At 51.5% G+C, this 11,679-nt stretch carries 12 protein-coding genes; 9 read left to right on the forward strand and 3 right to left on the reverse strand.

Translation table 11 applies throughout. The annotated features are described in order from the left end of the window. Positions 1-308: 308 nt before the first annotated feature. The 3 genes from ilvB to ilvC all read left to right on the forward strand — a co-directional run bounded on the left by ilvB (position 309) and on the right by ilvC (position 3,731). On the forward strand, positions 309-2,057 hold the full coding sequence (gene ilvB, locus V4U88_RS13645; RefSeq protein WP_334073797.1) for a biosynthetic-type acetolactate synthase large subunit: 1,749 nt from the start codon (positions 309-311) through the stop codon (positions 2,055-2,057). Next, entirely contained in the window at positions 2,054-2,539 is a 486-nt protein-coding gene (gene ilvN / locus V4U88_RS13650) for an acetolactate synthase small subunit (protein WP_334073798.1), read from the forward strand. Before ilvB ends, ilvN begins: the two co-directional genes overlap by 4 nt. A gap of 199 nt (positions 2,540-2,738) precedes the next feature. Next, positions 2,739-3,731: a ketol-acid reductoisomerase gene (gene ilvC / locus V4U88_RS13655; RefSeq protein ID WP_334073799.1), complete on the forward strand. Its 993-nt coding sequence runs from the start codon at positions 2,739-2,741 to the stop codon at positions 3,729-3,731. On the opposite strand, the gene V4U88_RS13660 is transcribed toward ilvC, so the two are convergent. Continuing rightward, a complete protein-coding gene (locus V4U88_RS13660; RefSeq protein WP_334073800.1) occupies positions 3,721-3,957 on the reverse strand; it encodes a hypothetical protein in 237 nt (78 codons plus the stop codon). The genes ilvC and V4U88_RS13660 overlap by 11 nt on opposite strands. A gap of 70 nt (positions 3,958-4,027) precedes the next feature. On the opposite strand from V4U88_RS13660, the gene leuB reads away from it, so the two are divergent. The 5 genes from leuB to V4U88_RS13685 all read left to right on the forward strand — a co-directional run bounded on the left by leuB (position 4,028) and on the right by V4U88_RS13685 (position 8,165). Then, on the forward strand, positions 4,028-5,107 hold the full coding sequence (gene leuB / locus V4U88_RS13665; protein WP_334073801.1) for a 3-isopropylmalate dehydrogenase: 1,080 nt from the start codon (positions 4,028-4,030) through the stop codon (positions 5,105-5,107). 203 nt (positions 5,108-5,310) lie between these two features. Further along, the gene (locus V4U88_RS13670) at positions 5,311-5,856 is read left to right on the forward strand and encodes a peroxiredoxin (protein ID WP_334073802.1); all 546 of its coding nucleotides are present in this window, start codon (positions 5,311-5,313) and stop codon (positions 5,854-5,856) included. Positions 5,857-6,078: 222 nt separating this feature from the next. Further along, the gene (locus V4U88_RS13675; protein ID WP_334073803.1) at positions 6,079-6,489 is read left to right on the forward strand and encodes a hypothetical protein; all 411 of its coding nucleotides are present in this window, start codon (positions 6,079-6,081) and stop codon (positions 6,487-6,489) included. Between the two features lie 301 nt (positions 6,490-6,790). Beyond that, positions 6,791-7,897: an ATP-binding protein gene (locus tag V4U88_RS13680; protein ID WP_334073804.1), complete on the forward strand. Its 1,107-nt coding sequence runs from the start codon at positions 6,791-6,793 to the stop codon at positions 7,895-7,897. Between the two features lie 28 nt (positions 7,898-7,925). Beyond that, a complete protein-coding gene (locus tag V4U88_RS13685) occupies positions 7,926-8,165 on the forward strand; it encodes a hypothetical protein (protein WP_334073805.1) in 240 nt (79 codons plus the stop codon). A 31-nt stretch (positions 8,166-8,196) separates the two neighbouring features. Here the strand turns inward: V4U88_RS13685 and feoB are convergent, their stop codons facing one another. Both feoB and V4U88_RS13695 read right to left on the reverse strand, forming a co-directional pair. Then, on the reverse strand, positions 8,197-10,215 hold the full coding sequence (feoB, locus tag V4U88_RS13690; RefSeq protein ID WP_334073806.1) for a ferrous iron transport protein B: 2,019 nt from the start codon (positions 10,213-10,215) through the stop codon (positions 8,197-8,199). Continuing rightward, on the reverse strand, positions 10,212-10,430 hold the full coding sequence (locus V4U88_RS13695; RefSeq protein ID WP_334073807.1) for a FeoA family protein: 219 nt from the start codon (positions 10,428-10,430) through the stop codon (positions 10,212-10,214). The genes feoB and V4U88_RS13695 overlap by 4 nt, the downstream gene beginning before the upstream one ends. A gap of 217 nt (positions 10,431-10,647) precedes the next feature. Here V4U88_RS13695 and V4U88_RS13700 point away from each other — a divergent pair, with 217 nt between their 5' ends. Continuing rightward, on the forward strand, positions 10,648-11,607 hold the full coding sequence (locus V4U88_RS13700; RefSeq protein WP_334073808.1) for an aldolase catalytic domain-containing protein: 960 nt from the start codon (positions 10,648-10,650) through the stop codon (positions 11,605-11,607). Positions 11,608-11,679: the final 72 nt, after the last annotated feature.

Here is an 11,679-nt window from a genome sequence, read left to right on the forward strand (position 1 = left end):
TCCCTTAAATGCGAGCTCACCTCGGAGCTGTTTCCCTGAAAAGCCGCAAGCGATCCTAGGTAAAGCTTGCGTACGGCCTATTAGGGGAAATCGTCAGGTCTGCGTTAAAGACCACGGGTATAGGTTTCATTTGGCCTGTACTCGTCAAGGCCCGGTACTGCGAAGAACCGGGTGAACATGGGTGGTACCACGGAAGCTAAACCTTTCGTCCCTCGGAATAGGAGACTATTCCGGCGGGCGGAAGGTTTTTTTGTTGCATAGATATTAAAAATTTAACGAATTACCCATTCTTGGAAGGAGGATGACTGATGAGCGCGCAAATTCCAGCAGTGCGGTCTACAGAACAATTACGTGAGAAATGGATGAAACCGGAAGTCATTTCCGGTTCGGAAATCTTGCTTCGCAGTTTGCTTTTGGAAGGTGTCGAGTGCGTCTTCGGTTACCCGGGAGGCGCGGTGTTGTACATTTACGACGCCTTGTACGGTTTTACCGATTTCCATCACCTGCTGACAAGACATGAGCAGGGGGCCATCCATGCGGCAGACGGTTATGCCCGCGCCAGCGGCAAGGTCGGTGTCTGCATCGCCACCTCCGGTCCGGGAGCGACCAATACGGTAACAGGGATCGCGACGGCCTACATGGACTCGGTTCCGCTCGTCGTCATTACGGGCAATGTCGTTTCCAACCTGATCGGAACCGACGCATTCCAGGAAGCGGACATCACCGGCATTACGATGCCGATCACAAAGCACAGCTATCTGGTAAGAAATGTCGAGGACTTGCCCCGCGTTATCCACGAGGCGTTCCACATCGCGAATACCGGAAGGAAGGGCCCGGTGCTGATCGACATTCCGAAGGATGTTTCGGCAAATAAAGCCCTGTTTGAACCGGTACAATCGATCGACCTGCGGGGGTATCATCCGACCGTCGTTCCGAATCGCTTGCAGCTCGACAAGCTCGCCACGGCGATTCAGGAGGCGGAGCGCCCGGTCATCCTGGCCGGCGGGGGCGTCGTTTACTCGGGCGGCCACGAGGCGCTGCTGGAACTAGTCAACAAGACGGAAATTCCGATTACAACAACATTGCTCGGCCTCGGCGGATTTCCGAGTGGCCACGAGTTGTGGATGGGCATGCCGGGGATGCACGGCACCTACACCGCTAACCAATCGATACAGCAGGCGGACCTGCTGATCAACATCGGAGCGAGATTCGACGATCGGGTAACCGGACGATTGGACGGGTTTGCGCCGCAGGCGAAAATTGCCCATATCGATATCGATCCGGCGGAGATCGGCAAGAATGTCAAAACCGAAATTCCGATTGTCGGCGACGTGAAGACAGTACTGGAAATGCTGAATCCTTTGGTCGAACGCGCGGCAAAGGCGGATGACTGGAGAACGAAAATCCGGGACTCCAAGGAGAAATACCCGTTCCGTTACAAGGATTCCGATACGGTGCTGAAGCCGCAATGGGTCATTGAGCATTTGAATGAAACGACCCGTGGGGAAGCGATCGTAACGACCGATGTCGGCCAGCATCAAATGTGGACGGCCCAATATTACAAATTCAATCAGCCTCGCTCCTGGATCACTTCCGGGGGATTGGGGACGATGGGCTTCGGATTCCCGTCGGCCATCGGCGCGCAAATGGCTCATCCCGACCGTTTGGTGATCTCGATCAACGGGGACGGCGGAATGCAGATGTGTGCCCAAGAACTGGCGATCTGCGCCATCAACAACATTCCAGTCAAAATCGTCGTCATCAATAACCAGGTTCTGGGAATGGTGCGGCAGTGGCAGGAATTGATTTACGACAACCGGTACAGTCATATCGATTTGGCCGGCAGCCCGGATTTCGTGAAGCTGGCGGACGCTTACGGCGTGAAAGGCCTGCGGGCGACCAACAAAGAGGAAGCCAAGCAGGCATGGAAGGAAGCGATGGAAACGCCGGGGCCGGTATTGGTGGAGTTTGTGGTTGAAAAAGGAGAAAATGTCTATCCGATGGTACCTCAAGGTTCCACCATTGATCAAATGCTGATGGGGGACGATGAATCATGATAAAGAGCCACGCTATATCCGTTTTGGTAAATGACCAGCCAGGTGTTCTGCAGCGCGTGTCCGGCCTGTTCGGCCGGCGCGGCTTCAATATCGAGAGCATTACCGTCGGGCAGTCCGAGGAAGAAGGATTGTCCCGGATGATCATCGTGACTCAGGGGGACGATAAAACTCTGGAACAAATCGAGAAGCAGCTGTACAAACTGATCGATGTGATCAAGGTGGTCAATCTTAGTTCCAAGCCGATGGTCGCCAGGGAACTGGCGCTGATCAAAGTTAAGTCGGAACCGGCGGAGCGTCCGGAAATTATGGGCGTTGTGGAAACGTTCCGCGCCGCGGTCGTGGATATCGGAACGAACAGCATGATGGTCCAGGTTGTGGGCGATACGGAAAAAATCGATGCCATGATCGAACTGCTGCACCCTTACGGAATCCGCGAACTTTCCCGAACCGGGGTTACGGCTATGGTACGGGGAAACGCCTAAATCTTAGGCCATATTAAATTTTATCCAAATCATCAACACTCTCCGCCCCGTTGGCGGGGGATTGATGGGGCCGAAGGGTACAGCAGAAGAAGCCGAAATGCCGCCAGGTCTCATGAATCACCCGTCAAACAGGCGGAGAACCAAATATAACAGGGATATGCGAAACGCATACCCGCAATTTATGGGAGGGCATTAGAAAATGGCAGTTACTTTGTACTATGAACAAGATGCAGAACTCAGCGTATTGAAAGGAAAGACCATTGCAATCATCGGATACGGCAGCCAAGGTCATGCCCATGCGCAAAACCTGCGCGAAAGCGGTCTTCAAGTCGTCATCGGTCTTCGTGAGGGCAAGTCTTTCAACAAGGCGAAAGAAGACGGATTTGAAGTGCTTTCCGTAGCGGAAGCGACCAAACGTGCGGATGTCGTGCAAATCCTGATGCCGGATGAAACTCAAGCGGCCGTGTACAACAGCGAAATTGCGCCAAACCTGAAAAAGGGTGCAGCTCTCATGTTCGCGCACGGTTTCAACGTACACTTCGGACAAATCGTACCGTCTCCGGACAATGATGTGCTCCTTGTTGCTCCTAAATCCCCAGGTCATATGGTTCGCCGTACTTATGTTGAAGGATTCGGGGTTCCCGGTCTGATCGCCATCCATCAGGATGCTACCGGTAAAGCCAAAGAAATCGGACTGGCTTATGCCAAAGGGATCGGTTGTACACGTGCCGGGGTTATCGAAACTTCCTTCCGTGAGGAAACCGAAACCGATTTGTTCGGGGAGCAAGCCGTACTGTGCGGCGGCGTAAGCGCGCTGATCAAAGCGGGCTTCGAAACCTTGACCGAAGCGGGTTATGCTCCGGAAATGGCTTACTTCGAGTGCTTGCACGAACTGAAGCTGATCGTCGACCTGATCTATGAAGGCGGATTGGCAACAATGCGCGACTCCATTTCCAACACGGCGGAATATGGCGACTATGTAACAGGTCCTCGCGTAGTAACGGAAGAAACGAAGAAAGCGATGAAAGAAGTGCTTGCCGATATTCAACAAGGCAAATTTGCCCGCGACTTCATCCTGGAAAATCAATCGAATCGCGCTTTCCTTACGGCGACGCGCCGCAACGAAGCCAACCACCCGATCGAAGTTGTCGGCAAAGAGCTGCGCGGCTTGATGCACTGGATCAAGAAATAAGAAGTTTTAAAGCGGCGGCATAAGCGTCATAGCCCAAGTTGGCCATTCCTTCGCAAACCTTTGCTTTAGAGCATTGCGGAGCTAAAGAAAATGGAACAATAAAGCGTGCTCGGATATGCCAATATACAAAGAGAAGAAACGCAGAGCCAAACGGCTTTGCGTTTCTTTTTTTTCTTCTATAGCTAGAACCTATAAGTCTAATAGATTCTATATCTTGGTTAAACATAAACGATTATGTTACAACTAAAACAGGAGTTTATTCGAGTGAGTTACCGAGAGAAAGGGAGTAGTCAATCATGCCAGAAGTTAAAAAAATCGCAGTGATTCCCGGGGACGGAATTGGCCCTGAAGTGGTAGCCGAAGCGGAAAAAGTGCTGAAGCGGACGGAAGAGCTGTTTGGATATCGCTTTGAAACGGAGCATGCGTTGTTCGGGGGCATCGCCATCGATCAAAAAGGGACGCCTCTCCCGCAGGATACACTGGAGATTTGCAAACGAGCCGACGCTGTGCTCTTAGGGGCGGTTGGCGGGCCAAAATGGGACAACAATCCGAAGGAGCTTCGGCCCGAGACCGGATTGCTTGGCATCCGTAAAGCGTTGGGCCTGTTCTCTAACCTGCGTCCCGCCGTGGTCTTCGATTGCCTGAAGGACGCTTCCACGTTAAAGCCGGAAGTGCTTGAGGGTACGGACCTGATCGTCGTCCGTGAACTGACCGGAGGCATCTATTTCGGCGAAAAATACCGCCGTGATACGGAGAACGGCCAGGAGGCTGTCGACACCTGCGCCTACAATGTGAGCGAGGTGGAGCGCATCGTCCGCCAGGCTTTCGAAATTGCCCAAAAACGCCGCAAGAAGCTGGCGTCCGTGGATAAAGCAAACGTGCTGGAAACCTCCCGCCTGTGGCGCGAGGTAGTCAACCGGATCGCACCGGAGTATCCGGATGTGGAGCTGGAGCACGTGCTGGTCGACAATTGCGCGATGCAGTTGCTGCGCCGCCCTTCAAGCTTTGACGTCATTGTAACGGAGAACATGTTCGGCGACATTTTAAGCGATGAGGCGGCGATGCTGACCGGATCGATCGGGATGCTGTCCTCGGCTTCCCTTGGGGAAGGCAGCTTCGGATTGTACGAACCGGTTCACGGTTCGGCCCCGGATATCGCCGGGCAGAACTTGGCTAACCCGATCGCCACGATTCTTTCGGTCGCGCTTATGTTCCGCATGACATTCGGCTATGCGGATGCGGCGGATGCGATCGAACGCGCCGTAGCCGATGTGTTGAACGCCGGACATCGTACCGGAGACATTGCGGTGGACAAGAGCAAATCGCTAGGCACGACCGCGATGGGAGATCTCATTGTCGCCGCAATGCGGAAATAAAGCGGGCGGCATGATCCGCCAATCAAATGAGAAATTCAAAGAAAAAGTTAATTTATAATAATTATTAAAAAGAAAATGTTACAATATTGACTTTGAAAATTCCGGATGGTACCATTTGAATTGTGGCCAAAAGCCGTAAGCTAAACCTGTGATACAGAAACCTCCGGGTTTCTTACATATTTATTAAAGGGGGCTTTTTTCAAATGGCGGAACGTTTGGTAGGAAGACCTGCTCCGGATTTTGACATGGCGATCGTAACGGGTGACGGCAAGGAGTTTGGACGCAGAAAATTGTCCGATTATCGCGGCAATTGGTTGGTATTCTTCTTCTATCCTCTCGACTTTACCTTCGTTTGCCCGACGGAAATTACAGCCCTTAGCGAGGCATACGCCCAGTTCAAGGAGCTGGATACGGAGATTTTGGGTGTCAGCATCGATTCCGAGCACAGCCATAAGGCTTGGATCAACACGCCGAAAGAAAACAACGGTTTGGGTCAGCTGAACTTCCCGCTCGCTTCGGATATTACGAAGAGCGTTGCCCGTGACTACGGCGTTCTGATTGAAGAAGAGGGCGTAGCCCTGCGCGGTTTGTTCATCATCGATCCGGATGGCGAATTGAAATATCAAGTGGTTAACCACAATGATGTGGGCCGCAGCGTAGAAGAAACGCTCCGCGTGCTTCAGGCTCTGCAATCCGGCGGTTTGTGCCCGATGAACTGGAAACCCGGCGACAAAACGCTCCAAGTCTAATAAGTAAATAGCCGTTAGGCCCCCTGTTGGCAAAAGTCCGCAACAGGGGGCCTTTTGCCCTGTCTTTTTGTGTGTAGGCCGTCCTTCGTATTTTTTAAGATCAACGGGTTCATCCTGTTAGCTGTAAAGGAATTTGCGGCCGTTGTCGAGAATAAATATAGGCAATCACAAAAAATGCCAATAGGACAGTTCGGAAGCTTGAACAGGAAAGGGTGTCGGGGAATGAGTTTTTGCTGTGGCGCAAGTATGGTCGGAACCAAAGGGACATTAAAGCACTACCGCACCCAGGTTCATAATGTTCCGCTTCTTTTTTGCCCGGTTTGCCATAGAGTTGAAGTCCACTACAAAGTGGAAAACGAGTATGAAGTGCTTGCAGAGTATGCGCATGGGGACGGACTTTCGGAGATTGATTTTCAGGATTTCATCATGGAGGACGAGGACTCCATTTTTGGGAACTGCGTCAATCGGGAGGATGAAGACCCGATGGATCTGGTGCAGAACCAGATCGACATGTCGCTCGACCTGCTCTCGGTGGCCAAGCAAATCGGTGATGACAAATGGGAAGCTGAGCTGAAAAAGCGTCTCGCGGTGATGAGCAGACGCAGGGCGAGATTACTGCAACAAAATAGCTAGGAAATGAAATAGCTCCCGATCTCGGGGGCTATTTCATTTTACAGAATCATGACTTAACCGAAAACCCCTTTTTTCGACAGGATCTCTGATTGACGATATTTGGAAGTCTTTACTATGATTGATTTAAGCCGTTTTATTTACGCGGCAGCAGTTCGAAGTTACATACAGGACGAGCTCATGGAATAGGAAACAAGGTGGAAAGATGTAGATTCATACTGTATTGCAGGTATGAACATCCGCATAGTGATCAGTCGTTGTAGTGGAGGCAGAAAGATCATTCGGAGAAAAAGGGGGAACCGACTTGTTGAGCGAATTCCAGGAGACACTGCTTCAATCTGTGAAAGCGTATCAATCCACCCAACTTGTGAAGAACAAGTACGAGAATGTACTCCAACATCTTGACAGCGGCATTATGCTATTTGACAGCGATGGGGTTTTAACGTTTGTCAATGTTCAGATGGCCAGGCTGCTGGAGATTCCTCGCCACTCGCTTATCGGCTGCAATTTACTTCAACTGCTTCGCCACCCTCACCTTAGCCGGTTTAAGAAGAAGAAAATTCTCAGAGTTTACCGTGAAACGATTTTTTACCGCAAGAAGAATCATGAATTGGTTGACGAATACGGAAGGTACTGGCTGACCACGGTGACCTACGGAGACCAGATGGACGGCGATTTTTTGCTCAGCGTTAAGGATGTATCCGACTTTAAACTGATCGAGCAGACGGCTTATCAGAATGACAAGCTTGCGATGCTGGGGAAAATATCGGCGGCCATCGCTCACGAAATCCGGAATCCGCTCACGGCAATCCGCGGCTTTATTCAGCTGCTCCGGCCTCATTTGATTCAACTGGGCAGAGATGAATACGCCCGTATCATCTTGACCGAAATCGATCGGGCCAACGACATTATTTATGAATTTTTAAATTCGTCCAAGCCCACCGCCCCGCAGAAAACGGTAATGAGCATCACCTCGCTGCTGAAAGAGGTCGTTTTGTTGACGGAAAGCGAAGCACTTATGAAAGGATGCGAAATTCATCTGAAAGAAGCCGATACCGTCATGAACGTTTCCATCGATGTAAAGCAGATCAAGCAGGTGCTGCTCAATATGATCAAAAATGCGATGGAGGCCATCGAGGAAGTTGAGGGCGATCATTCGGGAGTCATCGAGATTCAGGTAAAACCGGAGGGGCGTTACGTCAACATTACGATACAGGACAACGGAAACGGCATGGACAAAGCCTTGCTTGCGCGTTTGTTCGATCCTTTTTTTACAACGAAAGAGAAGGGGACGGGCCTGGGGTTGTCGGTCAGCTACCGGATCGTGAAGAATCACCGGGGCAACATCCATGTTGAGAGCGCGAAGGGAGTCGGGACGGTCTTCGTCATCGCCTTGCCTTTAGTCATATAACCGAACCGGCTTTACCAGCGATCGGTAAATGCAAAAAGTGCTGGCTGTAAAGGAAGAACCTTTGCAGCCAGCACTTTTAATTTTTGGAATTCGGGGAGGAAGAAGATTTAGTGCAAGCCATGGCGCAGGATTTGTTTTGCGAACAGGAGGCGCAAGCGCCTTTCCGGCTTTTGCGGAACCCGCGGAACAGAGCGACAGCGGCGAAAACAAACACGGTGCCGGCGATCAGAATATCTGCCATATGAAGAAGCTCCCTTCAAGGCTATAGGTTGAGTAAGCATGGTCAAGCGTACTTTTAGTCATAGACCGATCCATAATCCGCCTTGATAAATGATCAAGGCCACGAGATAAGCCAGGGTGAGGGAGTAGACGATCGAAAACAGCGTCCACTTCCAAGAAGCCGTTTCTTTGCGAAGGACTCCCACCGTGGCGAGGCAAGGCGTGTACAACAGAACGAACGCCATAAAGCTGTAGGCCTGCAGCGGGCTGAACGCCGCCGCGATTTGTCCTTGCAGCCCGGTCAGATCGGGTACGTGATAAATGATATTCATCGTGGATACGACGACCTCTTTGGCCATAAAGCCGGTGATCAACGCGGCCCCCGACTGCCAAGTGCCGAAACCTACCGGCTCCAGAACTCCGGCGAACAGGCCGCCAACGGCAGCCAGGTAACTGTCATCCATATTTTCCGCAATGCCTCCGGGTCCCAGATAGGTCATCAGCCAAATCAGCACGGAACCGCCAAGAATAAAGGTACCCGCTTTGCGCAGAAAGCCTTTGCCTTTTTCCCAGGTGCTGCGGAAGAGAGTGACGGCCTGGGGCAACCGGTAGGGGGGAAGCTCAACCATAAAGAAGGACTTCTCCCCTTTAAAAATAAACCGGGAAAACAACTTGGCCAGGACCAGCGCCAAGACGATGCCCAGCACATAAAGCGACAGGACCACCAATGCCTGGGATTCTGCAAAAAAGACGCCGGCGAACAGCGCGTAAACAGGCAAGCGGGCGGAACAGGACATCAGCGGCGTCAGCAGCATGGTCAGCAGCCGTTCTTTGGGCTGTTCCAGGCTTCGCGATGCCATGACGGCCGGGACATTGCAGCCGAAGCCGATGATAAACGGAATTAGCGCTTTGCCGTTCAACCCGACGATCTCCATCAATTTATCCATCATGACAGTGATGCGGGCCATGTATCCGGAATCCTCAATAAAAGAAATAATCAGGAACATAATAAAAATTTGGGGCACGAAGACCAGCACGCCGCCGACACCGCCGATAATCCCATCGATGATGAGCGCGCGGGTGAACTCCGAGGCACCTACGGCCTCAAGGGCTTGAACCGCCAGACTGCTGAACGGGCCGGTGATAAAGCCCTCCAGCATATCCGATAGCGGATTTCCGAGCCAATCAAACGTAAGCTGGAAGGTCAGAAACATAAACACCAGGAAAAGCGGAATCCCCCAAACCGGGTGAGCCGCGATTTTATCCAACTTTTCCGTCAGCGTGTGGGGTGTGGATTGGCTGAGGTCGACCGCTTCCCGACAAATTTGCTGAATTAGCTCTGTCCGTACTTTTCGGATATACTCCTGCAGGGAGGCGAAATCCCGCCCTTTCCCGGAGAACAGCTGTTGTTCCGCCTGTTCCTTGATCCCTGAAACCCGGGAACGCAGCGCGGCGTCGAGGGAGGAAGATTCCATCACCACCGGATTGTTCTCCAGCATTTGGAGCGCTAGCCAACGCGGCGACAAAGCTGGGAAAAGGTCGTTTACTTCCTGGGAAATAAGTGCAATCGCCCTTTCGACAACCTCTCCGTAATCGATCCGGAATTCGGCCTCCTCCGTTGCTTCGGCCCGGGACATCGCCAGCAGCAGTTCTTTGCTCCCGGCTCCGGTGCGGGCGATCAGCGGGACGAGCTTCGAATGAAGCCGCGAGGCCAAAATTTCCGTATCAATGACCAATCCGCGAGATTTGGCCACATCGACCATGTTTAACCCGATGATAACAGGCTTGCCGTATTCAAGCAGTTGCATCGTCAAATACAAATTCCGTTCCAGTTGCGAGGCGTCAACGATGTTGATCAGCAGGGAGGGTGAGCCGGTCAGCAAAAATTCGGCAGCTACGCCTTCATCCCGGGATAAAGGGTGGAGCGAATAAATGCCGGGCAAATCGGTTAGTACACCGCTCTTGTCTTTTAGCCGGCCGACTTTTTTTTCGACCGTTACGCCGGACCAATTGCCGACATATTCATAAGAACTGGTAAGCGTGTTGAACAAAGAGGTTTTACCGGTATTCGGATTTCCGACCAGAACGGCATCGCTCATGAGACAGCCACCTCGATATGGACCGCTTCTTTCTTGCGGATCCCTAAGAGTTGACCGCCGCATTCCAACACAACTGGCCCTCCCCAGAGACAGTATTGTTTCACCTGAATAGCGGATCCCTCCGAAATGCCCAAATCGGCCAGCCGGCGTTTGAGGACGGGATCGATATTGCCGAATTGGCAGATGGTGCCGGAATCGCCCGGCTTTAAATTCATTAAACAGTTGCGGCAAAAAGCCATCGGGCCTCACACCTTTCTTATTATAATATCGATACTGATAATCAATCTCAATTATACTGGAATTAATATACCATGTCACAAAAAACGCCAACTGTGATAAATATCACTCGGAAAACAAGACTGTTCTTTACTTTTGGTTTTGCCTTCAAGTAAGATGGATATTAATACACACAAGGGAAAGGGATCGGTAAAGATGAAGACAAATCATTGTAAAATTGTCGATTGCACGATACGCGATGGAGGATTAGTCAACAACTGGGATTTTAGTGTGGAATTTGTTCAAAAATTGTATGCCGGTCTCAACGAGGCGGGCGTGGATTATATGGAAATCGGGTATAAAAATTCGCCGAAACTTTTAAAAGGGGCCGATCAAGCGGGCCCGTGGCGGTTTTTGGACGATGAATTCCTGAAGAAAGTAATTCCGCAAAAAGGGAAAACGAAGCTATCGGCCCTGGTGGATATCGGACGCGTGGATGAAAATGACATTTTGCCGCGCAGCGAAAGCCTGCTCGATCTCATCCGGGTCGCCTGTTACGTGAAGGACGTGGATAAGGCGCTTAAGCTGGTGCAATTGTTCCATGATCGGGGATATGAGACCACCTTGAACATTATGGCGCTGTCCAATGTAATGGAGCATGAATTGCTTGAAGCTTTTGAATTGATCAAAGAGAGCGTCGTCGACGTCGTCTACATCGTCGATTCTTACGGCAGCCTTGACTACAAGGATATGGAACACCTTGTCAACAAGTTCAAGACGCATTTGCCGAACAAACGGCTGGGCGTCCACACCCATAACAACTTGCAGTTGGCCTTCAGCAACACGCTTGTCGCCGCGGACCTCGGCGTCGAGCTTCTCGATGCTTCGGTGTACGGGATGGGCCGCGCCGCGGGAAACTGCCCGACGGAACTGCTCGTAACGCACTTGAAGAACACCGACTACAAGCTTCGTCCGGTTCTTGAGGTGCTGGAGGAACTGTTGATTCCGCTCCGCGAGAAGGAGGAGTGGGGATATCTGGTTCCCTACATGATTACCGGGACGCTGGATGAGCATCCGCGCTCGGCGATGGCGCTTCGGGCTTCGTCGGATAAAGACAAGGCCGTTGAATTTTATGATAAATTGACGACCCCGGAAGTCAGTTTCGAGAAGAAATAATACAGATGTTTTCCCACCCGAACCCGGCGTATATGCCGGGTTTTTCTTTGGAAACCTTTTATGTTATTTCGT

This window comes from Paenibacillus sp. A14, from assembly GCF_036864815.1.
GTDB classification, from domain to species: domain Bacteria; phylum Bacillota; class Bacilli; order Paenibacillales; family Paenibacillaceae; genus Fontibacillus; species Fontibacillus sanfengchensis.

What these genes read in the sequence shown, in the direction of transcription:
- ilvB (WP_334073797.1), top strand. Translation starts at nt 309, where the DNA reads ATGAGCGCGCAAATTCCAGCAGTGCGGTCTACAGAACAATTACGTGAG.
- ilvN (WP_334073798.1), top strand. Translation starts at nt 2,054, where the DNA reads ATGATAAAGAGCCACGCTATATCCGTTTTGGTAAATGACCAGCCAGGT.
- ilvC (WP_334073799.1), top strand. Translation starts at nt 2,739, where the DNA reads ATGGCAGTTACTTTGTACTATGAACAAGATGCAGAACTCAGCGTATTG.
- V4U88_RS13660 (WP_334073800.1), bottom strand. Translation starts at nt 3,957, where the DNA reads ATGTTTAACCAAGATATAGAATCTATTAGACTTATAGGTTCTAGCTAT.
- leuB (WP_334073801.1), top strand. Translation starts at nt 4,028, where the DNA reads ATGCCAGAAGTTAAAAAAATCGCAGTGATTCCCGGGGACGGAATTGGC.
- V4U88_RS13670 (WP_334073802.1), top strand. Translation starts at nt 5,311, where the DNA reads ATGGCGGAACGTTTGGTAGGAAGACCTGCTCCGGATTTTGACATGGCG.
- V4U88_RS13675 (WP_334073803.1), top strand. Translation starts at nt 6,079, where the DNA reads ATGAGTTTTTGCTGTGGCGCAAGTATGGTCGGAACCAAAGGGACATTA.
- V4U88_RS13685 (WP_334073805.1), top strand. Translation starts at nt 7,926, where the DNA reads ATGCAAAAAGTGCTGGCTGTAAAGGAAGAACCTTTGCAGCCAGCACTT.
- feoB (WP_334073806.1), bottom strand. Translation starts at nt 10,215, where the DNA reads ATGAGCGATGCCGTTCTGGTCGGAAATCCGAATACCGGTAAAACCTCT.
- V4U88_RS13695 (WP_334073807.1), bottom strand. Translation starts at nt 10,430, where the DNA reads ATGAATTTAAAGCCGGGCGATTCCGGCACCATCTGCCAATTCGGCAAT.
- V4U88_RS13700 (WP_334073808.1), top strand. Translation starts at nt 10,648, where the DNA reads ATGAAGACAAATCATTGTAAAATTGTCGATTGCACGATACGCGATGGA.